General features: G+C 59.9%; 23 protein-coding genes and 1 pseudogene. 7 read left to right on the top strand and 17 right to left on the bottom strand.

The annotated features are described in order from the left end of the window. Positions 1 to 102: 102 nt before the first annotated feature. The 5 genes from IT763_RS12775 to IT763_RS12755 form a co-directional block, all read right to left on the bottom strand. The gene (locus tag IT763_RS12775) at positions 103 to 1110 is read right to left on the bottom strand and encodes a substrate-binding domain-containing protein (protein WP_016927500.1); all 1008 of its coding nucleotides are present in this window, start codon (positions 1108 to 1110) and stop codon (positions 103 to 105) included. 33 nt (positions 1111 to 1143) lie between these two features. After that, positions 1144 to 2121 (bottom strand): ABC transporter permease, encoded by a 978-nt coding sequence (locus IT763_RS12770; protein ID WP_016927501.1) that lies wholly within the window; start codon positions 2119 to 2121, stop codon positions 1144 to 1146. 76 nt (positions 2122 to 2197) lie between these two features. Then, positions 2198 to 3703 (bottom strand): sugar ABC transporter ATP-binding protein, encoded by a 1506-nt coding sequence (locus tag IT763_RS12765; RefSeq protein ID WP_016927502.1) that lies wholly within the window; start codon positions 3701 to 3703, stop codon positions 2198 to 2200. Then, on the bottom strand, positions 3700 to 5217 hold the full coding sequence (gene xylB, locus IT763_RS12760; RefSeq protein WP_016927503.1) for a xylulokinase: 1518 nt from the start codon (positions 5215 to 5217) through the stop codon (positions 3700 to 3702). Before xylB ends, IT763_RS12765 begins: the two co-directional genes overlap by 4 nt. 4 nt (positions 5218 to 5221) lie before the next feature. Next, positions 5222 to 6256, bottom strand: a complete 1035-nt coding sequence (locus tag IT763_RS12755) for an NAD(P)-dependent alcohol dehydrogenase (protein ID WP_004932112.1) — start codon at positions 6254 to 6256, stop codon at positions 5222 to 5224. A gap of 228 nt (positions 6257 to 6484) precedes the next feature. On the opposite strand from IT763_RS12755, the gene IT763_RS12750 reads away from it, so the two are divergent. Further along, entirely contained in the window at positions 6485 to 7039 is a 555-nt protein-coding gene (locus tag IT763_RS12750; protein WP_028127467.1) for a D-lyxose/D-mannose family sugar isomerase, read from the top strand. Between the two features lie 71 nt (positions 7040 to 7110). Then, positions 7111 to 8112, top strand: coding sequence for a LacI family DNA-binding transcriptional regulator (locus tag IT763_RS12745; RefSeq protein WP_049299419.1), 1002 nt, complete (start codon positions 7111 to 7113; stop codon positions 8110 to 8112). A 23-nt stretch (positions 8113 to 8135) separates the two neighbouring features. On the opposite strand, the gene IT763_RS12740 is transcribed toward IT763_RS12745, so the two are convergent. Beyond that, positions 8136 to 9092, bottom strand: coding sequence for a DMT family transporter (locus IT763_RS12740; protein WP_193842835.1), 957 nt, complete (start codon positions 9090 to 9092; stop codon positions 8136 to 8138). Positions 9093 to 9183: 91 nt separating this feature from the next. Between IT763_RS12740 and IT763_RS12735 the strand changes: the two genes are divergently transcribed. Further along, positions 9184 to 10038 carry a LysR substrate-binding domain-containing protein gene (locus tag IT763_RS12735; protein ID WP_197766376.1) on the top strand — a complete coding sequence of 285 codons (855 nt, stop codon included), beginning with the start codon at positions 9184 to 9186 and terminating at the stop codon, positions 10036 to 10038. Between the two features lie 109 nt (positions 10039 to 10147). Here the strand turns inward: IT763_RS12735 and IT763_RS12730 are convergent, their stop codons facing one another. Beyond that, positions 10148 to 10444 (bottom strand): YciI family protein, encoded by a 297-nt coding sequence (locus IT763_RS12730; protein ID WP_016927508.1) that lies wholly within the window; start codon positions 10442 to 10444, stop codon positions 10148 to 10150. A gap of 175 nt (positions 10445 to 10619) precedes the next feature. Here IT763_RS12730 and IT763_RS12725 point away from each other — a divergent pair, with 175 nt between their 5' ends. Next, positions 10620 to 11273 (top strand): epoxyqueuosine reductase QueH, encoded by a 654-nt coding sequence (locus IT763_RS12725; RefSeq protein WP_016927509.1) that lies wholly within the window; start codon positions 10620 to 10622, stop codon positions 11271 to 11273. Between the two features lie 236 nt (positions 11274 to 11509). Beyond that, on the top strand, positions 11510 to 12253 hold the full coding sequence (gene tonB / locus IT763_RS12720) for a TonB system transport protein TonB (protein ID WP_016927510.1): 744 nt from the start codon (positions 11510 to 11512) through the stop codon (positions 12251 to 12253). A gap of 68 nt (positions 12254 to 12321) precedes the next feature. Here tonB and yciA read toward each other — a convergent pair whose 3' ends face one another. After that, the gene (gene yciA, locus IT763_RS12715) at positions 12322 to 12750 is read right to left on the bottom strand and encodes an acyl-CoA thioester hydrolase YciA (RefSeq protein ID WP_004932085.1); all 429 of its coding nucleotides are present in this window, start codon (positions 12748 to 12750) and stop codon (positions 12322 to 12324) included. Positions 12751 to 12826: 76 nt separating this feature from the next. Continuing rightward, entirely contained in the window at positions 12827 to 13366 is a 540-nt protein-coding gene (locus tag IT763_RS12710; protein ID WP_016927511.1) for a septation protein A, read from the bottom strand. 221 nt (positions 13367 to 13587) lie between these two features. Between IT763_RS12710 and IT763_RS12705 the strand changes: the two genes are divergently transcribed. Continuing rightward, complete coding sequence (locus tag IT763_RS12705; protein ID WP_016927512.1) at positions 13588 to 15291, top strand: SulP family inorganic anion transporter; 1704 nt, start codon at positions 13588 to 13590, stop codon at positions 15289 to 15291. Between the two features lie 53 nt (positions 15292 to 15344). Here the strand turns inward: IT763_RS12705 and IT763_RS12700 are convergent, their stop codons facing one another. After that, on the bottom strand, positions 15345 to 16097 hold the full coding sequence (locus tag IT763_RS12700) for a YciC family protein (protein WP_016927513.1): 753 nt from the start codon (positions 16095 to 16097) through the stop codon (positions 15345 to 15347). A gap of 34 nt (positions 16098 to 16131) precedes the next feature. Continuing rightward, complete coding sequence (locus tag IT763_RS12695; RefSeq protein WP_049299411.1) at positions 16132 to 16572, bottom strand: YkgJ family cysteine cluster protein; 441 nt, start codon at positions 16570 to 16572, stop codon at positions 16132 to 16134. A 286-nt stretch (positions 16573 to 16858) separates the two neighbouring features. Here IT763_RS12695 and ompW point away from each other — a divergent pair, with 286 nt between their 5' ends. Continuing rightward, the gene (ompW, locus tag IT763_RS12690; RefSeq protein ID WP_016927514.1) at positions 16859 to 17491 is read left to right on the top strand and encodes an outer membrane protein OmpW; all 633 of its coding nucleotides are present in this window, start codon (positions 16859 to 16861) and stop codon (positions 17489 to 17491) included. Positions 17492 to 17535: 44 nt separating this feature from the next. Here ompW and IT763_RS12685 read toward each other — a convergent pair whose 3' ends face one another. From IT763_RS12685 to IT763_RS12655, 6 genes and pseudogenes are all read right to left on the bottom strand, one after another. Beyond that, positions 17536 to 17850 (bottom strand): BON domain-containing protein, encoded by a 315-nt coding sequence (locus IT763_RS12685; protein ID WP_016927515.1) that lies wholly within the window; start codon positions 17848 to 17850, stop codon positions 17536 to 17538. 217 nt (positions 17851 to 18067) lie between these two features. Further along, positions 18068 to 18874 (bottom strand): tryptophan synthase subunit alpha, encoded by an 807-nt coding sequence (trpA, locus tag IT763_RS12680; protein ID WP_016927516.1) that lies wholly within the window; start codon positions 18872 to 18874, stop codon positions 18068 to 18070. Next, positions 18874 to 20064, bottom strand: a complete 1191-nt coding sequence (trpB, locus tag IT763_RS12675; protein ID WP_016927517.1) for a tryptophan synthase subunit beta — start codon at positions 20062 to 20064, stop codon at positions 18874 to 18876. Before trpB ends, trpA begins: the two co-directional genes overlap by 1 nt. 41 nt (positions 20065 to 20105) lie before the next feature. After that, a complete protein-coding gene (trpCF, locus tag IT763_RS12670; protein WP_206195459.1) occupies positions 20106 to 21467 on the bottom strand; it encodes a bifunctional indole-3-glycerol-phosphate synthase TrpC/phosphoribosylanthranilate isomerase TrpF in 1362 nt (453 codons plus the stop codon). 3 nt (positions 21468 to 21470) lie between these two features. Next, positions 21471 to 23067 (bottom strand): annotated as a pseudogene (gene trpD / locus IT763_RS23370) (bifunctional anthranilate synthase glutamate amidotransferase component TrpG/anthranilate phosphoribosyltransferase TrpD). Beyond that, positions 23067 to 24629, bottom strand: a complete 1563-nt coding sequence (locus tag IT763_RS12655; RefSeq protein ID WP_060444691.1) for an anthranilate synthase component 1 — start codon at positions 24627 to 24629, stop codon at positions 23067 to 23069. Before IT763_RS12655 ends, trpD begins: the two are co-directional and overlap by 1 nt. Between the last annotated feature and the right edge of the window lie 6 nt (positions 24630 to 24635).

The following is a 24635-nucleotide window of genomic DNA, read 5'->3' as shown; positions in this document are numbered from 1 at the left end:
TATTCCCTCGAAGAACTTTTTAGCCAGCCACTCCGTGCTGGCTTTTTTTTGTTCGCAGGCAAGCGCCCCTGCGGGGCCCCCTGAAGGCAGGGGGCGGGAGAATTATTTACGGGCGTCCAACAGCGCTTGGGCGTTCTCTGCGGTAACGACGGTCCACGGAATGTAGTAATGCTTCTGCGTGCCGCCCTCCCATTTCAGATCCTTGGCGTACTGCTTCCAGATGTCCGACTGCGGTTGATAGCTTTCACCTTTCACGGCGCGCAGCGCGACGTCGATGGAACCCTGCATCTGGCCTTTGGCATCTTGCAGAATAGAGACCATTTCACCGGCCTGCACCGCATGAATCGCGTCAGAGACGCCGTCAACGCCGGCAATCGCGAAGTCCTTCACATTCAGGCCGGCGCCTTTGATCGCTTCGATAGCGCCCAGCGCCATCTCGTCGTTCTGGCCAATCACGCCGTTGATTTTACCCCGGTGTTTCTGCAGCCAGTTTTCCATCAGCGGCTGCGCTTCCGCGCGTGACCAGTTGGCCGTTTTGCGCTCAAGTACCGTGACCTGGCCGGCGCCGCACTCGGCAATCGCTTTATCATTGCCTTTGCCGCGCTGGATCTCGCCGCTGCCGCCTTTCGGGCCTTCGATAATCACCACGTTCACCTTCCGGCTCTTGCAGTCGAGTTTGTCCAGGACGGCTTTGGCTTCCAGGTATCCCCCCAACTCGTCATTAGACACCACTTCAGACGTCATCGCGTCCGTGTTCAGGCGCGCGTTGGTGACCACCACCGGGATTTTGGCTTCGTTGGCATTGGTGACGATATCGATATTGGCCTCAAAATCCATCGGGTTGACGATAATGGCATCGGCGCGCGTCTGGATAGCGGTGGCGGCCTGATCGTTTTGCACCGATGCATCATAACGCCCATCGTAGAAAGTCAGTACGGCTTCGCCGCTTTTCACCGCCGGGTGTTCCTTGCCGAACCTTTCCATCAATTGCACGAACTCGGCTTTGTTGCCGTACATCAATACCGCGATTTTTACCGGGGCGGCCTGAGCCGCCGACAGGCTACCGAGCATCATGGCAGAGGCAAACAACGCTATCTTGGTCTTATTCATGGTTTTCTCCTGGTAGAGTTGGGTCTGATGTTATTAATCGCGCTGTTGCTTACGCGATGGGTCGAGCAAGACGGCAAGAACGATCAATGCGCCTTTGATAATTTGTTGGTAATACGATTGCACGCCGAGCAGATCGAGGCCGTTATTCATCACCCCGATAATCAGCACGCCGAAGAAAGTGCCGACCAGCGTACCGACGCCGCCGGCCATGCTGGTGCCGCCGATCACCACCGCCGCGATGGCGTCCAGCTCATACCCTGCGCCGGCGTTGGTCTGCGCCGAACCGGTGCGTGCCGTAAGGATCAGGCCGGCGATGCCGGCCAGCGCGCCGCACAGCGTATACACCAGTATTTTGATGCGGGTGACGTTAATCCCCGAGGTGCGCGCGCTTTTCGGGTTGCCGCCGACGGCGTAGATGTAACGCCCGAAGAGGGTTTTATTCAGCACCAGCCAGGCGAGGGCGAACAGCACGATGAAGATGATGACGGGCACCGGAACGCCGCCGACATAGCCATTGCCTAACCAGCGGAAATCGCTGTTCAATTGCGATACCGGATTGCCGTTGGTGGTCAACATGGTTAACCCGCGCGCCGCGGAGAGCATGCCCATGGTGACGATAAACGGTTGCAACCGGTAACGAGCCAACACGGTGCCGTTCACCAGGCCGCAGACGATGCCGATGCCCAGCGCCACGATCAGCGGCGCCATGACGGCGGTCGCGGTGTCGCCGATAGCCAATCCGCTGTTGTTGGTGGCGAAACGGGCGGCGACGATCCCGCTTAACGCCAGCACCGAGCCGACGGAGAGATCGACGCCGGCCGTAATGATGACGAAGGTCATGCCGATCGCCAGAATACCGTTGATCGAGACCTGGCGCAGGACGATCAGGGTGTTTTCATTGCTGAGAAAATAATTGCTGCTCCAGGCCCCCTGGGCGACCTGATATTCGCCAATCAGCGCCACGATCAGGCACAGCGCGAAGAAGGCGATGATAATGCCGTATTTGTGCATACGGCGTTTATTGCGGGTGAAAAATGAAATTCCTGGTGATAAGGAGTGGGCGCTGCTCATTTTTTTTCTCTCTCTGTTAAACCGCAAGTTTCATCAGTGCTGCCTGGCTCGCATCGGCCGCCGAAAGCTCGCCGGCCAACTGCCCGTCACGAAACACTAGGATGCGATCGCTCATGCCGATAATTTCCGAAAGCTCGGAGGAAACCATGATGATCCCCTTGTTTTGCAAGGCGAACTCCGACATAAATCGGTAGATCTCTTTCTTGGCGCCGACGTCGATGCCGCGCGTCGGCTCGTCGAGCAACAACACCTCCGGATCCAGCAGCGCCCAGCGGCCCAGCACCACTTTTTGCTGGTTGCCGCCGCTCAGGTTGCCCACGGGTTGTTCGCCATCGTGGGTTTTAACGTTGAAGCGCTGGATCATGTCGCGGGTTCGCGCTTGCTCCCGTTTTTCGCTGACGAACCCCATTCGGCTGATGCCGGCAAAAGAGGCGATATTGATGTTTTCACTGACGGAACGGCACAGCACCAGGCCGGTTTCCTTGCGATCTTCCGTCACGTAGGCAATGCCGCTGTCGATGGCCTCTCGCGGGGAATGGCGGTTAAGCGTCTTGTCGCCCAAGCGGATCGTGCCGCTGTCGGCATGCTGAATGCCGAAGATAAGATCGAGAAACTCGCTGCGGCCCGATCCCACCAGGCCGTAGATGCCCAGGATCTCACCGTGCTTCAGTTGCAGGCTGATATCCTTTATCTTGCTGCGCCAACACAGGCCGTTGACCTCTAGCAAGACCTCTTCGCCGGGCTGGTTGAATTTGGCGAACTCGCTGTCGTACTCGCCGCCGATAATGTGTTCGATCAGCTGCTCACGGGTAATGTCAGCGATATAGCCTTCATGGATATAGGCGCCGTCGCGGAAAATGGTGTAGCTGTCCGCGATTTGGAATATCTCTGACAAACGGTGAGAGACGTAAATAATGCCTTTACCTTTCGCCGCCAGTTGCTGAAGCGTCTGAAAGATTTTTTGCGCATCCTCCTCGCCAATCGCCGAGGTGGGTTCATCCATGATGATGATGTCGGCATTGGCATGCGACAGCGCTTTGGCGATCTCGACCAACTGCTGCTCGGCGACGCTCAGGTTGCGCATTTTCTCTCGGGCGTCGATCTTGAAATCGAGTTCCTTGAGCAGGCTGGTCGTGCGCTGGTTGAGCGTCGCGAAATCGACGAACCCCAGGCGTCTCGGCTCACGGCCCAGCCAAATGTTTTCGGCCACCGTCAGATCCGGGATCGCACTCAGCTCCTGCTGCACGATGGCGATGCCGGCGTTGAGGGCTTCCCGGGGATGATGAAATTCACAGCGTTGGCCATTGATAAAAATGTCGCCGCCATCGGGTTGAATAAAGCCCATCAGAATGCTGAGAAAGGTGGATTTACCCGCGCCGTTGCCGCCGCACAGGGCATGGATGGATCCACGCCGCAGGCAAAACTCCGCATTCTTGAGCGCCACGACCGGGCCAAAAGCTTTCCTGACGCCGCTGACCTCCAGCAGGTAGGCGGGCGCTTGCGTCTGGGGATCTCGCGTCACAGTTGCACCTCCGGATAGGTCTGCTGCAAGCGTTGCAGGTACCGTTGATAAAGCGTCTCGTATTGCGCCTGTCTGCCGGCATGTGGCCGTGTGCGCGTGGTCTCATCCAGCGCAACGAAACGCCGGCACAGTTCGGCCAGCAACGCGCCGGCGTTCCGCTGCGGATCGTCGGCCAACGTCGTCGCCCACATCGCCTGAATGGCGCCGCCCAGCGCGGCGGTCTCTTTGGCTTTCAGACAGACTACCGGGCACCCCATCACGTCCGCGACGATTTGTCGCCAGGCGGCGCTGCGGGCGCCGCCGCCGGTGAGGCGGATCTCGCGCGCTTCAATGCCCTGACGGCGAAACAGCTCGATGCCATAGCGCAGGCCATAGGTGGCGCTTTCGACCACCGCCAGGCAGAGATTGGCGCGGGTAAAATTGTCGCTATCGAGGTTATGCAGACTGGCGCGCGCGTGGGGCAACGGCGGAACGCGTTCGCCATTGAAGAACGGCAGCATCTCGACACCGCCTGCGCCGGGCGAGGCCTGCGCCAATAAACCGTTAAAGCCGGCAAGGTCTTCGTCCAGCAGCGTTTGTACTGCAGTGGTGGCCGAGGTGACATTCATTGTGCAAATCAATGGCAGCCACCCATTGGTGCTGGAGCAGAAGCCGGCAATCATGTCCGATTCCGCCGTGACGGGGGCGGCAGACCAGGCGAATAGCGTGCCGGAGGTGCCCAGGCTCAGGGTGAGGGTGCCGGCCTCGATGTTGCCGGAACCGATGGCCGCCATCATGTTGTCGCCGCCGCCGGTCGATACCCGCACCGTTGGGCCGAGGCCGAGTTTTTCCGCGGCGGCGGAGCGCACCGTGCCGATGCAGCATTCCGCGCTTTTGAGCGGCGGCAGGGCCTGCCACAGGCGGCCGCTGTCGTCGATGAGATCGACCGCGGATTTGCTCCAACGACGGGTGCGCACATCGAACAATCCGGTGCCGGAAGCGTCGCCATATTCCGCTACGCGCTCCCCGGTCAGCCAGAAATTCAAGTAGTCATGGGGCAACAACACGGTGTGCAGTTTTGCCCAGAGCGCCGGATGGTGTGTCTTGAACCAAAGGATTTTTGACGCGGTATAACCGGTGGCGATCCGCAGGCCGAGCGTTTCCAGCGAGCCGTTGGCCCCGCCGAGCTGCTGCAGGAGCCGTTCGTTTTCCTCTGCGGTTTCGGTATCGCACCACAGCTTGACGCTGTGCAGCACGTTGCCGTCTGCGTCCAGCGGCACAAACCCATGTTGTTGGCCAGAGACCCCCAGAGCATGAATCTCCCGTGCATCAACGCCGGCGTTAGTCACGGCTTGGCGAAAAGCGATGACCAGCGCCTCAATCCACCAGTCGGCCTCCTGTTCGCGCCGGCCATTGGCTTGGCTGATGAGACGGTGAGGGGCGTTGCCCTCACCGAGGATCACGCCCTGTGTGCTGTCGACAATCACGACTTTCGTGCCTTGCGTACCGCAGTCTATGCCAGCATAGAGCGCCATAGGATCACTCCATTTCCAGCATGATTTTGATGTCCGAGGCATGTCCCGCCGCCGCGCGCTCGAAGGCGGCCACGCTGTCGGAGAACTTGTAGGTTTGGCTTATCAACGGCTGGACGCGCAATTTGCCGCTGCTCAACAGCCGCAGCGTGCGCGGGTACATGTTGGCGTAGCGGAAAATGGTCTTGAAGGTGATTTCCTTGGCCTGCGCGGCGACGATATCCATCGGCGCGGCATCGATCGGCATGCCGACCAGCACGGCGGTCGCTCCTGGCGCCGCATGTTCGGCCAGCGTAGCGATAGCCGGTTTGGCGCCGCTGCATTCAAACACGACATCGGCGCCATTGCCGCTGGTGAGCGCGGCCACTTTCCCCGCCAGGTCGCCGGTTTTGATATTGACGGCGTGCAGCCCCTCATAACTGGCCGCCACGGCGAGTTTTTCGTCAAACAGGTCGCAAATAATGACGTCCGAGCAGCCGCCCGCCAGCGCCGCGAGGGCGGTGACCACGCCGATCGGCCCGGCGCCGATCACCAGCGCGATATCGCCGGGTTTGATCCCGGCTTTGGTGGCCGCTTGCATGCCGATGGCTAAGGGTTCCACCATGGCGCCCTCAGCAAAACTGACGTTGTCCGGCAATTTGAACGTGAAGGCGGCGGGGTGGATGACGGTTTCGCGCAGGCAGCCGTGCACCGGCGGCGTCGCCCAGAAGCGCACGGCCGGATCAAGGTTGTAAATGCCGGCGCGCGTCTGGGCCGAGTTGAGATCCGGAATACCGGGCTCCATGCAAACGCGATCGCCGATGCTGAGATGAGTGACGTTTTTACCTGTCGCGAGCACTACGCCGGAGGCCTCATGGCCGAGCACCATCGGGGCGTTAACCACGAACGGGCCAATGCGGCCATGTTGGTAATAGTGCACATCACTGCCGCAGATGCCCACGGAATGAATTTTTATCTGCACATCATCGGGCCCCAGCGTTTCGGCAAGCTGGACGTCCTCAATAGCGATTTCCCCCGCTTTGGCCAACACTAATGCTTTCATATTGCCTCCTGGTGAATCATTTTTATGGTAACGATATCATTTCAATGCGGCGATAGTGGGCTAAAGCGGGGGGTTAAACTGTGATCGATGTTGGAATTACTCGACGGGAGTTAATTTTGCTGGTGGGTTGTTATTCAATATGGGGATGAAGATCACAAAATCGGCGATGCAATGACGGTTTTAATATCAGCATGCTGATATCGATACCGTTACTTTGCAGGGGAAATGATGAGCAAACAACAACGTGCCATAGCCGCTACGCTGGAATACTTGCGCGAGGCGGACATTGTTCTGACCGAAGAAGAGCAGCAACGTATTGAAATTGCGACGTTTGGCTTGGCTGACTATCCCGTCTCAGGGCTGCAACTGCTGACCTATGTCAACTCACCTCGGTATTGTGCGAAAGAGTTGGTGCTGTTTCCTGAGCAGACTTGCCCAGAGCATTTGCATCCTCCTTTCGCCGGCACGCCCGGCAAGCAAGAGACGTTTCGCTGCCGTTGGGGCGAGGTGTTTCTGTTTGTCGACGATGAAAACCTGACGCTTAATGACGCCGGCGGTGAACCGGTATGCCGGGTGCCGGAGGGCGCGGAGCCTTGGTATACCTGCAATCGCTATATCCTCTTGCGGCCTGGCGAACAATACACCATCGCGCCCAATACCCGGCACTGGTTTCAGGCGGGGAAGCGGGGCGCGGTGGTGTCCGAGTTTTCTTCCGAGAGCCGTGACGAGCTGGATATCTTTACCGATCCCCGGATTAACCGCCTGGCAGGCGTAAACCATTAGCGCGACGATGAAAGTTCTGTCATGATGTTGTTAATGGTACAAAATGATAACCTTAAGCTAAGGAGCTGCATTTGGCGGTGGGGCGAGGACGGAAAGCGACGCTGGCTAGCGTGGCCGCACAGGCAAACGTCAGTAAAATCACCGCGTCGCGGGCATTTTCACAGCCGGACAAGGTTCATCCGGAAACGCTGCGCCGCATTCGGGAGACCGCTGCCGAACTCGGTTATGTGGTCAATGCTGCGGCGCGCAATCTGCGGGCGAAAAGCAGCAGAACCATCGGCATCGTCAACCCTGATATGGCCAACCCGTTCTTTGGCGGCCTGACGCGGTTGATGACGCTTGAAGCGCAAAAAATGGGATATGACACTCTGGTGTTCGATTCCTATGAGTCACAGGAAAGCGAAGACAGAATCATCGACAAACTGATTGGCTACAACGTCGATGCGATCATTCTCTCGGTTATTTCCAACGATCATCTGTACCAGCCTTCCTATCTAAAGCGGTTGGAAACATTGAATATCCCGGTGGTATTGATCGACCGTGAGCTGGACAATCGCCACTGCAGCGGAGTGTATATCGATAACCTGGACTGCGGCCTTCAGGCGGGGCGCTGGCTTCTGGAACAGAAAGCGCAGCGGGTGGTGGTGGTGTCCGGGCCGGAGAACTCCAACGTTGCACGGGACAGGGTTACAGGGCTGCAGGCGGCGCTGCAAGGGAAAGTGGCGTCGTTTGAAGTGCTGTATGCCGATTTCTTTATGGATATCGCCTGGCAAGAGACGAGCCGTTGGCTGGCCAATAACCGCGCCCCGGACTTTTTCGTTGGCTGCAATAACCAGATCTCCCTGGGCATTATCAAAGCCTGCATCGAACATCGGCTGCCGTTGATGCAGGACGTGTCGTTGTTCAGCATCGATGAGGTTTCACATGCTGAGATCTACGGTTTTCATTTCCCGTGCGTGTCACACGACTTGCAAGAGATCGCCTGGCAAGCGTTGAATCTGGCGATCCGTCGTATTGCCGACCCCGAGATCAAGCCGGGCAAGGTGGTGGTACGGGGGAAACTCGTCGCGTAACGGCGCCACCATTCGCTTATCCGTCATTTTTCAGCGTGTTGCGCTGTTTTGGGCTCATCACGCCCGGCGGGACGGATGAGCAGCCACAAACCGCTTCCTGCCGCCGCCGCGCCTAGCAACATGGGCCAGGAAAGAGATTCATTGAACATTAACCCTGCCCAGCAGAAGGTGACGAAGGGGCTGAGAAACAGCAGGCTCGTCACGCGCAGCGCAGAAGTGCGCCTTAGACAAAACCAGTACAGACCGTAGCCGGCCAGGGTCGCCAGTAGCGCGGTCCAAAGCACGCCGACCACAAACCCCGTCGTTACCGTTGGCAGCAGCGGGCCTTCCGCGCCGGCCATGGCGGCGAAAGCCAGCGCGGAAACCGCGCTTTGTATCCCCAGCGCGGCTGGCAAACTCATTGCTTGCATTCGCGGCAGCCGTTCCTGCCACAGCGTTGCCAGCGCCAGCGACAGCATCCCCGCCAGCGGCAACAGGTAGCTCCACAATGGGGCGTCTCCCCATGAGATGGCGCTGCCGGTCGCCAGCGCTACCCCGCTAACTCCCAAGGCTAACCCGGACCAAACGCGGCCATCGGGCAAGCGGCGTTGTAACAGCATGCTCAGCAGCGCGGTGCCGAGCGGGAGCAAATCGGCGATGAGCGCGGCCAACCCGGCCGGCACGCCATATTCGATGCCTTTGCTGACGCCGGTCAGGTAACCGGTCATGGCGAGCAACCCAATCCCGGCGTGAACAGCTATCGTCAGCGGAGATGCGCGCCTGATGGCGCGCAGACTAAGCGGCAGCAACACGAACGCGACCACCACGCAGCGCCAGAACGCCACCAGCAACACCGGCGCGTAATCGGCGGCGAAGCGGATGCCGACGAAGCCGGAGCTCCAGGCCACGATCAGCAGGATCTCGGCCGCAGCCAGCCAGAGGGCGGCTCTGCCGCGATGTTTGCCGCAGCGGGAAGAGGGGCGAAATGGTGCCAGGGACATGATGGTCACCTCCTTTCCGCCCGATGGTAGTGAGTGGCTATAATTTAATAAATCGAATAATTTTCGCCCAGTTGTTTAATGAGGTTAAATCATGCGGCCGACATTGGATATCGATCTCTTACGCACTTTTCACGCTATTGCGCGTTTGGGGCAATTTCGCGCGGCGGCGGCATTTGTCAATCGCAGCCCCGCCGCCGTGAGCGTGCATATCCGGCGTCTGGAACAGGTGGCGGGCGGCCGCCTGCTGGAGCGTGACAATCAGTCCGTGGCGTTGACGCCGTTGGGAAACAAGCTGCTGGCCTCGACGCTCGGGCTGCTGAGCGCCCATGACGATATTCTGCGGGAACTGCAGGGCGCGCCGCTAAGCGGCCATATCAAATTGGGCTTGCCTGATGAGTACGCTTCTCATGTGATACGCCATATTTTGCCGCGGTTTACCGACAGTTTCCCCGCGGTGAAGCTGGAGGTCTCTACCGCTGCCAGTCAGGCGCTGGCGGAGCAAGTTGGCCGTAATCGGCTGCATCTCGCGCTGGTGGTTCAACCTTCGGGGAAACAGTGCCAGACACCGCTCGCGGTGACTGCGCCAGTGTGGGCCGGAGGCCGTTCGCTGGCGCTGCAGGCTAACCGGCCACTGCCGCTGGCGTTGCATGCCGCCGATTGCCCTTATCGTGAGGCTATGATCGATGCATTGACCAGGGCGGGAAGGCACTGGCGGGTGGTTGTGAGCAGCCCGTCGGCCAGCGTGGTGGCGGCTGCCATCGAGGCGGGATTGGCCGTCACGCTGCTTGACCGCGCACGGGTTTCGGCGGCGATGCGGATACTCGACGAATTGCCGTCGGTCGCACCACATGAAGTGCAACTGCTCCGTTCTGCCACGGCCGCCAGCCAACCGGCGGTGGCGATGCTGGAAAGCGTCATCGGTGAGTATTTACGGGGGGGAACATGAATATCGGTCGCGTGGGGAAGACGAATCGAGCACGACGGTGACGCAGAGATGTGGCTAGCGCCGGGAACGCTGTATCGCGGGGCGTTCCCGGTATTCGGAGGGCTGGAGATCAGAACACCTGTTTGAACGGTTTCACCGTCACGTCGGCATAGACGCCGGCGGCGACGTACGGATCCTGCTGCGCCCAGGCCTGGGCTTCCGCCAGCGAGGCGAATTCGGCGATCACCGTCGAACCGGTAAAGCCGGCGGCGCCGGGATCGTTGCTGTCGATGGCCGGGTTAGGGCCGGCGACCACCAGGCGGCCGGCGTCGCGCAGCGCCTGCAGGCGCGCCAGGTGCGCCGGGCGCACCGCCAGACGGTTTTCCAGCGAGTTGGGGACGTCTTGCGCGTAGATCAGATAAAGCATGTTTCACCTTTAAAATCATGGCTATAAAACGGTGCTACCAAGGTAGCGCAAAAGGCGCGGCAGGGGAACGGCATCGGGCGAATTTCCCGGCGGATTGGCGCTTATGCCTTGAAGCCGCTACTTTTTATTCGTATAGTGCGGCGCGCTTAAACTGATATGCCATTGAGGTGAGGACATGACGGAACTGGTAAGGGAAAAACTCGATTTGCCGGCGGGCAAAAAAAAACTGCTGCTGCATTCATGCTGCGCGCCCTGTTCCGGCGAGGTGATGGAAGCGATTCAGGCCTCCGGGATCGAGTACGCCATTTTCTTCTATAACCCCAACATTCACCCGCAAAAAGAGTATCTGCTGCGTAAAGAAGAGAACATCCGTTTCGCCGAGCAGCACGGGGTGCCGATTATCGATGCCGATTACGACACCGACAACTGGTTCGCCCGCGCCAAGGGGATGGAGAATGAGCCGGAGCGCGGCATTCGTTGCACCATGTGTTTTGACATGCGTTTCGAGCGCACGGCGCTGTATGCGCATGAACATGGTTACGACACTATCTCCAGCTCGCTGGGCATCTCGCGTTGGAAGAACATGCAGCAGATCACCGACTGCGGCATCCGCGCGGCGGAAAAGTATCCCGATCTGGTGTACTGGGATTACAACTGGCGCAAGAAGGGCGGTTCGTCGCGCATGATAGAGATCAGCAAGCGCGAACGCTTCTATCAGCAGGAATACTGCGGCTGCGTCTATTCGCTGCGTGACACCAACCTGCACCGTAAGGCGCAAGGGCGGCCGCTGATCAAGCTGGGCGTGCTTTACTATGGCGATGAAGAATAACGCTGACTCACCGCAATTAACCCGCTCCGGCGGGTTTTTTACTTTTTGACGCCTGGCCAAACGTTAATGAAGCGTGTCGCCCCGGCGGTAAAAAAGCAACGGCCAGGTTAATATCCTTATGAGTTTGCTGGTTTTAGCCGCGCATACTGACGATTAAAGCGATAGTTTGCCTTTCGTTATTGAATATGATTGCTATTTGCATTTAAACTTGGCGAACCAGAGGAAACAGAATCATTATGCCGCTAAAAAAGATGTTCCTTAATCGCCGTATATCCGTGCCTTTCGTCTTATCCGTAGGCTTGCACAGCGCCCTGGTGGCGGGATTGCTTTACGCTTCGGTAAAAGAAGTGGTGGAGCTGCCGAAGCCAGAGGACGCGCCGATCAGCGTCATGATGGTCAACACCGCCGCGATGGCCGAACCGCCACCGCCGGCGCCGGCCGAGCCGGAGCCGCCGCAGGTCGAACCTGAGCCGGAGCCAGAACCGGAACCTATCGTGGAGCCGCCGCCAAAGGCGATCGTGAAGCCGGAGCCGGTCAAGCCGAAACCAAAACCTAAGCCGAAGCCGAAGGTCGAAAAACAGGTCAAACCGGAGCCGAAAAAAGTCGAGCCGCGCGAACCGTCGCCGTTCAACAACGATTCGCCGGCCAAGCCGATCGACAAAGCGCCGGTGAAACAGGCGCCTGCCGCGCCGGTGCAGGGCAACTCACGCGAGGTCGGGCCGAGGCCGATCAGCCGCGCCAATCCGCTCTATCCACCGCGGGCTCAGGCTTTGCAGATCGAAGGCAACGTGCGGGTACAGTTCGATATCGACAGCGACGGGCGCGTCAGCAACGTGCGTATCTTGTCGGCCGAACCGCGCAATATGTTCGAGCGTGAAGTGAAGCAGGCGATGCGTAAATGGCGCTATGAAGCCAAAGAAGCGAAAGATCGCACCGTCACTATCCGCTTCAAGCTGAACGGCACCACCGAATTGAACTGAGTTCGGTCACACCAAAAAGAAAGGGTCGCCGAGGCGACCCTTGTTGCATTTGCGGCGCAGCCGCAGGCTTACTCTTCGAAGCCGACGCGGAAGTTCATTTTGCCCTCGGGCAGCGCGCGCGAGTTGCCTTCCGCATCGACCGCCACATAGGTGAACACCGCTTCGGTCGCCCGGTAACGCTGGCCGATCGGGGCGGAAGAAACTTTCTTTACCCACACTTCGATATTAATGGTGATCGAGCTGCGCCCGGTGCGGATGCAATGCGCATAGCAGCAAACCACGTCGCCTACCGCCACCGGTTTCAGGAAGGTCATGCCGTCTACGCGCACCGTCACCACGCGCCCTTCGGCGATCTCTTTGGCCTGGATGGCGCCGCCGATATCCATTTGCGACATCAGCCAGCCGCCGAAGATATCACCGTTGGCATTGGTATCGGCCGGCATCGCCAGCGTGCGCAGCACCAGCTCGCCGCTGGGTAAAGGTCGTTGTTGTGTCATAGCAGTCTGCTTTTAAAAGGAGGGAATAACATCATACTGCCCGCGGCAAGCGCCGCAGGCATTAACAATTTTGTAACTATTTTTTCTGTTCTTCCGGCATGTGCCGGTAAATATAGATACCGCTGAGGAGGGTGAAGACCAGCGTCAGTACCGTCAGGCCAAAGACTTTGAAATTGACCCAGACGCTTTGCGGCAGCCAGAAGGCGACATAGATGTTCGCCAGGCCGCAGGCCAGGAAGAAGATCGCCCAGGCCAGGTTAAGGTTGCTCCACACTTTGTCCGGCAGCGTCAGCTCTTTGCCCAGCATGCGCTGAACCAGCGGTTTTTTGAGCACCCATTGGCTGATCAGCAGCGCCAGCGCGAACAGCGCGTAAATCACCGTGACCTTCCATTTGATGAACAAATCGTTGTGGAACACCAGCGTCAGGGTGCCGAACACCAGCACCATCAGGAAGGTGATCAGCGTCATCTTCTCGACCTTGCGGTATTTCACCCAGGTGAACACCAGCGCCAGCGCGGTGGCGACAATTAACGCGCCGGAAGCGACGTAAATGTCGTACAGCTTGTAAAAAGCGAAAAAGACAATTAGCGGGAGGAAATCAAGAAACTGCTTCATAAATCAATCCATCATCTGTTCATCGGCCGACTATACCGGATTCGGCGAGCTCTGTGTACCGCCGGGCGTTGCCGATTATCGGCGTTTGGCCGGCGGATTTCTGCCGCGAAAGCAGGAATTTGCATAAACTTACGCAAGAAAGCGCCGGCAGATTGCCAGCGCGGGCCGCAGGCCGCATAGTAAGCGTCATAATAACCAGATAATTTATCGCGGAAAACAACATGCAGTGGAAATCTCTCCAGGCCCTGACGCCTGGTTTGACGCATTTATTGGGCTATCAACGCAGCTGGCTCAAGCCGGATATTCGCGCCGGCCTTTCCGTCGCCGCCGTCGCCCTCCCGGTGGCTATCGCCTACGCCGAACTGGCCGGGGTCAGCCCGGTAGTGGGGCTCTACTCCTGTATCTTGCCGATGATGGCCTACGCGCTGTTCGGCTCGTCGCGCCAGCTGATCGTCGGGCCCGACGCCGCCACCTGCGCGGTGATCGCCGCAGTGGTGACGCCGCTGGCAGCGGGCAATATGGAACGCCATTGGCAACTGACCATTATGATGACCGCCATGATGGGCGGCTGGTGCCTGCTGGCCAGCCGGTTCAAGCTGGGGGCGCTGGCGGATTTGCTGTCGCGGCCGATCCTCAGCGGGCTGCTGAACGGGGTGGCGATCACCATTATTGTCGATCAGATCGGCAAGGTGTTGGGGTTCACGGTGCGCCCGGCACAGCTGATCGAGCGCATCTATGCGCTGCCCGGTAACTTGCTGCACAGCGACTGGCTGACGATGGCGGTGTCGTTGCTGACGCTGGTGACGCTGCTTGGATTTAAAAAATGGCGGCCTAACTGGCCGGCGCCGCTGTTCGCTATCGTGCTGGCGGCGTTCGTGACCTGGGCGGGCGGCCTGCAGCAGCATGGCGTGGTGACGGTGGGCGGTTTCAGCGGCGTGCTGCCGATCGTCCAGTGGCCGGACTTCCAGCCCGGTTTGCTGCGCGACATGGTGATCCCGGCGCTTAACCTGGCGGTGGTGAGCTTTGTCAGCATGATGCTCACCGCCCGCAGCTTCGCCGCCAAAAACGGTTATGAGGTAAACGCCGACGCCGAGTTTCGCGCGCTGGGGCTGGTGAATATCGTCTCTGCGCTGTCGCAAGGTTTCGCCATCAGCGGCGCGGATTCGCGCACCGCGGTGAATGATGCCAACGGCGGCAAGAGCCAACTGGTGTCGATCATCGCCGCCGCGGTCATCGCCTTTGTCTTGCTGTTCCTGATGGCGCCGCTGCAGTTTATTCCGGTGGCGGGATTGGGTGTGGTGCTGATGTATGCGGCCTGGTCGCTGCTGGACATCCGTGGCATCTGGATCTTGCGCCGTCGCAACGCGCAGGCGTTCCGTCTGGCGCTGTTTACCTTCCTCAGCGTGTTGCTGGTGGGAGTGATCAGCGGCATCGGGCTGGCGGTGTTGCTGGGGCTGATGCAGTTTTTGCGCACCGTCTTCCGGCCGACGGAACAGCTGCTGGGCGTCAACGATGAAGGCATGATCCATTCCATGGGCAATAACAATGGGGTGAAGGCGGTACCTGGCGTCATGATGTATCGCTTCAATTCGCCGCTGACCTATTTCAACGTGGCGTATTTCAAACGCCGTATCCTCAATTTGGTCGACGGCACACCGTTCCAGCCACGTTGGGTGGTGGTGGATGCGGTGGCCAGTTTCACCCATGCCGATATCAGCGTGCTGGCGGCCATCGACGAACTGAAACGCGACCTGTTACAGCGTAACGTAAAGCTGGTGCTGGCGGGGCGCCGCACCGAGCTGACGCGTTGGTTCCGCATCAACCGCTTAGGGCGCGATAAAGAGTTGATTTTGGTGCCGGATCTGTATCTGGCGCTGAAGCTGATTCAGAGTAAGGAGCAGGCGGAAGCCGCCGTGGTGGGGTAAACAAAAAAAGGGGCGCGCCGAAGCGCGCCCCTTGGTTTTTGCTGACGCCGGCGTTAGCCGCGCAGCAGCATATACAGCCGGAACAGGTAGATCAGCAGCAGAGCGGAGACCAGATTGCTCAACGCGGTCAGCACCACGCTGGCGACGTTCGGCGTCAGCACCGACAGATGGCTCACCAGGAACAGCACCAGCAGCTTGGCCGCCAGCCACAGCATCATCGCCGGCACCAGCACGCGCGCATTGGCGAAGGCCAATTTGCTGCTCAGCTTGAGCGAAGCGAACACGCCTTTTTTATCGACGGAGGCGATCACCGGCGCCAGCGCGAAGGCGATCGCCATCAGCACGCCCGGCACCACAAACAGCGTCAGGCCGAGCTGGATCAGCAGGGTGCAGATAAACAGCAGCAGCAGCAGGCGCGGCAAGTCGGGCGCCGAGGCGCCGAGCGCGCGCAGGGCGCTGGTGCGTTGCCCTTGCGACACCAGACGGATCAGCGTCAGCATCCCGCCGACCAGCAGCACGTTGCCGACCAGCGCAGAGAAGGTGGCGGCCGCCGACACTTTCAGCAACACCATCTGCTGTTCCGGCGTCATCTGCTGGATCACTTCCTGAATGCCCATGCCGGTAGACGAAGCAAAATCGCTGGTGGTGGCAGCGAGCGTCGCCAACTGTTCGGCATCAGGGCTGAAGGCCTGATTCAGCAGCACGGAGATAAACGCCGTCAACAAAGCCAGCATCAGGATGCTGGCCAGTTGGTTGCGTAAAAAGTTAAAACTGTCACGGTACAAAGCGTTGGCCGTGATAGGCATGCAGACTCCTTGGCGTCGGGAAAACAGAGATAAATCAGTGGGTGATTGTACCCTGTTCCACGCCGCTGTGGCACCCCGCGAATTGCACTACGCCTATTTCTTCAACGATCGTCGCGTCAGACAGCGATAGCGGCAAGGGCACCGGCAAGGGCGGCAGGCCGTAGCGTTCCCGGGCGCGATCGCAGGCTTCGTTGCGCAGGCCGTTTTCACCGGACTGATCGAACTCCCTGCACGGGCTGGGCCGATTAAGGTAGATCGAGCAGGAAACGGCTTTACCTATTTCACCGTCTAGCGCGCTGCAGCGGGGGGACTTGCTGTTGGTCCCCTGCATGCAGCGCAGGAACGGGGTCAAAGGCTCTGTTAAGGAAAGGGGAACGGTGCCGCCGCCGTCTTCGGCTTCGGCCCAATAGAATGACACTCGAAAATAACCGCAGCATGCGCCGCAGCTGACACAGGGATTAAGGATTTCGCTCATCTTGATTGCCCACCGACTCCTCACGGCACCAACCAAAACCAACACGGAAAATGAAATTACCTCAGCCGCATTTTTCTCCGCAACAGAAATTTGAACATGTAGATAATTTGCAACAAAATCGTTTTTTTGATGCAGATCAACCCTTGATTTATTAGACGGTTAGGTAACCTTGTTTTTGGTGGGATTTTAAATTTTTACACATAAGATGTGATCTCGATGGGATCACAAATACCCGAAAGTAGGTATATTCCCCCTCGAGCGATTAACCACACAAATGGAATGGATAATGAAAAAGACAACTCTGATGGTATTGGCGACGATGATGGCGCCTATGTTGGCAAGTGCGCATCAGGCCGGTGATTTCCTGTTCCGCGCGGGCACCGCGACGGTGCGTCCAAATGCAGGTTCGGACAACGTACTGGGGTTGGGTTCGCTGGATGCGAAAAACAACACTCAGCTCGGTCTGACCTTCGGTTACATGGTGACGGACAACATCGGTGTTGAGTTGTTGGCCGCAACGCCATTCCGCCACAAGGTGACGCTGGGCGGCACTGATTTGGCGACCGTTCACCAACTGCCGCCTACGCTGATGGCGCAATACTATTTCGGCGACAAGCAGGACAAACTGCGTCCTTACCTGGGCGTCGGCGTTAACTACACCACCTTCTTCGACGAGAAGTTCAACGACTACGGCAAAAGCGCCGGGTTGAGCGACCTCGATCTGAAAGATTCCTGGGGCGTGGCGGCGCAGGCTGGCCTGGATTACAACCTGGATGAGCACTGGATGCTGAACATGTCGGTGTGGTGGATGAACATCGAAACCAAAACTCGCTTCAACGATGCGAACGGTGGGCACCACAGCTTCGATACGCGTCTGGATCCGTGGGTGTTCATGTTCGGGGCGGGTTACCGCTTCTGATGAAGGCCGCAAGCAGGGAGGCGTTGCGCCTCCCTGTGTCGGTATTATTTAACCTGCATCACGTTTTCAACCGATTTCACGCCGGCCACGCCGCGTGTGACCTGCACCGCACGGTTGGCGTCATCGCTGGAGGTCACGAAGCCGCTCAGCTGTACGCGCCCTTTAAAGGTTTCTACGCTGATCTCGCGTGACTTGATGTTTTTATCCGCCAGCAACGCCGATTTCACTTTGGTGGTGACCACGGTGTCATCGATATAACCGCCTGTTCCCTCTGATTTTGCCGTCGGCGCGCAAGCGCTCACCGCGACCGCCACAACGGCTGCCATGCACAAGGCTGAAAGGGTTTTAAACAGCTTCATAAATTACTCTCCATGCAATGTTATGGTTGAAATTCGCTACGGTTTTTCGCCGCAGCGAGCGCATTCCCCAAATCAAACGAAGAAATGCATAGCGAACAACGTTCATTGTGAGACAAGACCTGGGTTTGTTCAAATTTTTGATGTAAATAAATGGAACAAACTTTGAGGGGAAACAAGCTGTTAAAGCGAGCGCCGGCAGGGCGCTCGCTAAAGAGGATCACGCCCGGGTGGCGCGCTTCATATTGCTGACGAAGGCCGCCAGCCTGGTCAGCATCTCCGCCGGGTCGGCATGGTGCTGTTCGATGATTTTGACGATTGCCGAGCCGGAGATCGCGCCGGCGGCGCCGGCCTGCAGCGCCGCCTTCACCTGCTCGGGTTCGGAGATGCCGAAGCCCTGCAGCGGCGGCGCGGCGTGATACTCGCGCAGCGTGTTCACCAGGTGGTGCAACGGCAACTGCGCCCGGCTTTCGGTGCCGGTCACCCCGGCGCGCGACAGCAGGTAGGTGTAACCGCGGCCGTGCGACGCGATTTCACGCAGCAGATCGTCATCGGCGTTCGGCGGGCAGATAAAGATCGGTGCGATACCGTGGCGAGCGGCGGCGGCGCGGAACGGCGCAGACTCTTCAAACGGCACGTCGGCGACCAGCACCGAATCCACGCCCACTTCGGCGCAGCGTTGGTAAAACGCATCGATGCCTTTATGGAACACCAGATTGGCGTACATCAGCAGGCCGATGGGAATGGTCGGGTGCTTCTGGCGGATGGCCGCCAGCATCTCGAAGCACTGGGTCGGCGTGACGCCGGCGGCGAAAGCGCGCAGCGTCGCGCTCTGGATGGTTGGGCCATCCGCCAGCGGATCGGAGAAGGGGATGCCCAGCTCCAGCGCGTCCGCGCCGGCTTCGATCAGGGTATCGATAATCTGCAGCGACAGCGTCGGATTAGGATCGCCCAGCGTCACGAACGGGACGAAGGCGCCTTCCTTGTTGCTTTCCAGGCGTTTGAACAGTTGCTGATAACGTTCCATCAGATTTCTCCCCGTGCTTTCAAAATGTCGTGAACGGTAAATATGTCTTTGTCGCCGCGGCCGGACAGGTTGACCACCAGGATCTGTTCTTTCTGCGGCGTTTCACGGATCATTTTCAGCGCGTGCGCCAGGGCGTGCGAGGATTCCAGCGCCGGGATGATGCCTTCATGGCGCGACAGCGCCTTGAACGCTTCCAGCGCTTCGTCGTCGGTGATCGACACGTATTCGGCGCGGCCGATGCTGTTCAGGAAGGCGTGTTGCGGCCCGACGGACGGGAAGTCCAACCCGGCGGAGATTGAATAGGATTCTTCAATCTGGCCTTCGGCGGTCTGCATCATCGGCGCTTTCATACCGAAGTAGATGCCGACGTGGCCGTGCTTCAGCGGCGCGCCGTGCTGGCCGGTCTCGATGCCCAGACCGGCGGGTTCCACGCCGATCAGCCCGACATCGGCATCATCGATAAAGTCGGCGAACATACCGATGGCGTTGGAGCCGCCGCCGACGCAGGCGATGACCGCATCCGGCAGACGGCCTTCGCGCTCCAGCACCTGCGCTTTGGTTTCTTCGCCGATCATGCGCTGGAATTCACGCACGATAGTCGGGTACGGATGCGGGCCGGCGGCGGTGCCGAGCATGTAGTGCGCGGTTTCATAGCTGCCGGACCAGTCGCGCAACGCTTCGTTGCAGGCGTCTTTCAGGGTGGCGGAGCCGCTGTGCACCGGGATCACTTCCGCGCCCATCAGCCGCATGCGGAACACGTTCGGCGACTGGCGCTCGACGTCTTTGGCGCCCATATAGATGCGGCATTTCAGGCCGAGCAGCGCGCAGGCCAGCGCCGACGCGACGCCGTGTTGGCCGGCGCCGGTTTCCGCGATGATCTCGGTTTTGCCCATGCGCTTGGCCAGCAACGCCTGGCCCAGCACCTGGTTGGTCTTGTGCGCGCCGCCGTGCAGCAGGTCTTCACGCTTCAGATAAAGCTTGGTGTTGCTGCCGGCGGTGAGGTTTTTGCACAGCGTCAGCGCCGTCGGGCGGCCCGCGTAGTTCTTCAACAGATCGATAAATTCCGCTTGAAACGCCGGATCGCGCTGGGCGCTGACAAAGGCTTCTTCCAGTTGTTTCAGGGCCGGCATCAGAATTTGCGGCACGTATTGGCCACCAAATTCGCCGAAGTAGGGGTTAAGCAGCGTCATGAGAGTTCCCGTTATTATCCGTTATTAATATAGAGCCGTATTCAGTAGGCGCGCAGGGTCTGGAAGACCGAGGCCAGGCGCGCGGGATCTTTGATGCCCGGTTCGCTTTCCACGCCGGAGTTGAAGTCCAGCCCGGCGCAGCCGAGCTTGGCCGCTTCGACGCAGTTGTCGGCGCGCAGGCCGCCCGCCAGCATCACGTTAGTCAGATCTTCGCCTTGCAATACCGACCAGTCGAAGCGTTGGCCGGTGCCGCCGGCGCCGTTGTCGAGCAGGTAGCGATCGACATGCTGCAGATCGCGCGCCGGCACCCGATCTTTCACGCTCAGCGCTTTCCAGATGCGGCAATCAGCCGGCAAGCGGGCGCGCAGGGCGTTGATATAAGCCTGGTCTTCCGCGCCGTGCAATTGCACCGCATGCAGGCCGAGGCGCTCAACGGTCAACGCCACGGTATCGACCTGGGCGTCGCAGAACACGCCGACGTATTTCAGCGGCGCGCCGGAAATCACTTCGCGGGCGCGGGTGATATCCACATAGCGCGGTGAACGGCCAACGAAAATCAGCCCGCCGTAGATGGCGCCGGCCTGATACGCGGCGGCGGCGTCCTGCGGACGGGTCAGGCCGCACACTTTGTTGTCGCCCAGGATCACGCGGCGCACGGCGGCGCGCAGATCGGGTTCAGACATCAGCGCGCTACCGATCAGGAAACCGTTGGCGTAATGGCTCAGCTCGCGGATCTGCCCATAGTTGTTGATGCCTGACTCGCTGATCACCGTCACGCCATGCGGCACGCGCGGCGCCAGTTGGCGAGTGCGGTCCAGATCGATGCTCAGATCGCGCAGATCGCGATTATTGATGCCGACCACGCGCGCTTCCAGCGCGATCGCGCGCTGCAGCTCTTCTTCACTGATCACTTCGGTCAGCACGCCCATATTCAGGCTGTGAGCCACCGCAGCCAGCTGGCGATACTGGTCGTCGGTCAACACCGACAGCATCAGCAGGATGGCATCGGCCTGATAGTAGCGCGCCAGGTAAATCTGATACGGATCGATGATAAAGTCTTTGCACAACACCGGTTGGCTGACGGTTTTACTGACCAGCGGCAGGAAATCGAAGCTGCCCTGGAAGTTTTTCTCGTCGGTCAGCACCGAGATCGCCGAGGCGAAATCTTTATACACCGTGGCGATCTCTACCGGATCAAAGTTTTCGCGAATCAGCCCTTTGGAAGGCGAGGCCTTCTTGCATTCGAGAATGAAAGCCGTCCGGGTGCCCTGCAGCGCGTGATAAAAGCTGCGTTCACTCGGTACGATGTCGTTCTGAAAGCCGGCCAGGGGCTGTTGCTGTTGTCGCGCCGCGATCCATTGCGCTTTGTCGCGGACAATCTTGTGTAGCACGGTTTCCTGCATCATTTATCCTCTTGCCGCCAGTGCGATGACACGCTCATAGGCCTGCCCGCTGTTGATCATATCCAGTGCCTGCCGCGCATTTTGGCGCAGGTCTTCATGTCCGAATAACTTCAGAAGCAACGCGACGTTGGCCGCGACCGCCGCGGCGTGCGCCGGCTCGCCTTTACCTTGTAACAGCCGCGCCAAAATGTCACGGTTTTCTTCCGGCGTGCCGCCCAGCAAGGCTTCCAGCGGATAGGTTTCCAATCCGAAGGACTGCGGCGTGAGCTGGTAGCTGCTGATTTCGCCGTTGTTCAATTCCGCTACGTGCGTCGGAGCGTGGATCGCCACCTCGTCCATGCCGCCGCCGTGAACCACCGCCGCACGCTGATAACCCAGCACGCGCAGGGTTTCGGCAATCGGCAGCACCAGTTCCGGGCTGTAAACGCCGATCAGCGCCAGCGGCGGGCGCGCCGGGTTGATCAGCGGGCCCAGCACGTTGAACAGCGTGCGGGTCTTCAACTGCTGGCGCACCGGCATGGCGTGACGAAAACCGGTGTGGTACTGCGGCGCGAACAGGAAGCACACGCCGAGATCGTCCAGCGCCTTGCGCGCTTCTTCCGCCGGCAGATCCAGGCGGATGCCGAACGCCGCCAGCAGATCCGAAGAGCCGGAACGGCTGGAGACGCTGCGGTTGCCGTGTTTGGCGATCTTCGCGCCGCACGCCGCCGCCACGAAGGCGCTGGCGGTGGAAATATTGATGCTGTTGGTGCCGTCGCCGCCGGTGCCGACGATATCGGCGAACAGATAGTCAGGGCGCGGGAACGGCTGAGCGTCGTCCAGCAGCGCTTTGGCGGCGCCGGCGATCTCTTCCGGGCGCTCGCCGCGGACTTTCATGCTGATCAACGCCGCCGCCAGTTGGCTCGGCTCCAGCTCGCCGCGCACGATGGCGCTGAACAGCTGTTGGCTTTCCTGCTGGCTCATCGACTCGGCGCGGTACAGTTTCTCAAGAATAGGTTGCATCGTCGTGTTCCTTATATTACTTCGCCAGCGCCCAGGCCAGGGTCTGCTCAAGCAGGCGCGCGCCGTGGGTGGTCAGAATCGATTCCGGGTGGAACTGGAAGCCGCACACGCGGCGGCGGTCGTCGCGCACCGCCATCACCATTTCGCCGAAACGGGCGTTGACGGTGAGATCGGCCGGGATATTGCTGCCGACCAGCGAGTGGTAGCGCGCCACCGGCAGCGGATTGGCCATACCGGCGAACATGCCTTCGCCATCGTGAGCGATCGCCGAGGCTTTGCCGTGCAGGATCTCGCCCGCCTGGCCGACCTGGCCGCCATAGGCTTCGACGATCGCCTGGTGGCCGAGGCAGATGCCGATGATCGGCAGTTGGCCGCGCAGACGCTGCAGCAGTTCCGGCATACAGCCCGCTTCGGACGGCGTGCCGGGACCGGGCGACAGCATCAGCACCGGCTGTTCCATCTGTTGCAGACGCTCGATGATCACCTCGGCGGCGATCTGATTACGGTAAATCACCACCTGGTGGCCGCTGGCGCGCAGCTGATCGACCAGGTTGTAGGTAAAGGAATCGACGTTGTCGAGCAGCAGGATATCGGCCATCAGAACACCTCCTTGGCATGGTGCGCAGTGGCGATGGCGCGCAGCACGGCACGGGCTTTATTACGGGTTTCGTCGGCTTCCGCCTGCGGGACGGAATCCAGCACCACGCCGGCACCGGCCTGCACGGTGGCGATGCCGTCTTCAACGTAGGCGGAGCGAATGACGATGCAGGTATCCAGATCGCCGGTGGCGGTGAAGTAGCCCACCGCGCCGCCGTAGCTGCCGCGGCGCGTGCCTTCGGAGGCGGCGATCAGCTGCATCGCCCGCACTTTCGGCGCGCCGCTGAGGGTGCCCATGTTCATGCAGGCCTGGTAGGCGTGCAGCACGTCGAGATCGGCGCGCAGGGTGCCCACCACCCGGGAAACCAGGTGCATGACGAATGAATAGCGGTCCACCTTGGTCAGGTCGGCCACGTAGCGGCTGCCGGCCTGGCAGATGCGCGCCAGATCGTTGCGCGCCAGATCGACCAGCATCAGGTGCTCGGCCAGCTCTTTGTGGTCGGTGCGCATTTCCAGCTCGATGCGGCTGTCGAGATCCAGATCCAGCGAACCATCGGCGCGGCGGCCGCGTGGGCGAGTGCCGGCGATCGGGTAGATTTCGATTTGGCGATTGCCCGCGTCGTATTTCAGCGCGCTCTCCGGCGAAGCGCCGAACAGGGTGAAGTCATCATCCTGCATGAAGAACATGTACGGGCTGGGGTTGTTGTCTTTTAGGGTTTGGTAGGCCGCCAGCGGCGCCGGGCATGGCAGGGAAAAGCGGCGCGACGGCACCACCTGGAAAATCTCGCCCTGGCGGATCGCTTCCTGCAGCTCGCTGACCACCGCGCCGTACTCTTCGTCGCTCTGGTTACAGCTCAGCTGCATGTTTTCCAGCGTTTGGTGCGGGATCGGCTGCGGGGGTTGTTGCAACTCGGCCTGCAGCTGTTCCAGGCGATGCTGCAAACGCTGCGCTTCACTCGCCTGCTCACTGAAGACGCTGGCCTGCAGACGGGCCGATCCGCGTTGATGATCCAGCACCAGCAGGGTTTCCGCCAGATAGAAGCAGAAATCCGGGCAGCGTTGATCCTGGCGCAGTGCCGGCAGGTCCTCGAACCCGGCGACCAAATCGTAGGCGAACAGGCCGCCCAGCATCACGGCTTCGCGCTCGTCCGCCGGGGAGTCCACCAGGGTCAGCAGCGTGCGCAGCGCGTCGAACACCGACAGTGAACGCAGGCGGGCGTCTTCGTCCTGCACCGCGTCGATCGCCGGGAAGGTCAGTTCGCGGCCGTTGGGGCGCGCCTGATTGCGCACCTCGGGCGGCAGCGCTTCGTCCAGCAGCGGCAGCAGCGCTGCGCCGTTGGCGGTCAGCGCCTGCACGCTGACGGTGTGGCCCAGTGCGGTAATGCGCAGCGCGCTGTCGATGACCAGCAGGCTCTGCAGATTCTGTTTGCTGTTGATTTCCGCCGACTCCAGCAGCAGGGTGGCCGGACGGGCGCCGCACAGCTGGTGGAAAAGGGTGGTGGGATCGCCCCGGTAGCTGGCTTGCGCCTTCAGCAATGTCAGTTGTGGTTTGGTGTTCATCATCGGTGG

The organism is Serratia sp. CMO1 (genome assembly GCF_015689115.1).
Classification (GTDB): domain Bacteria; phylum Pseudomonadota; class Gammaproteobacteria; order Enterobacterales; family Enterobacteriaceae; genus Serratia; species Serratia marcescens.
This window is presented reverse-complemented; position numbering and strand designations above follow the sequence as displayed.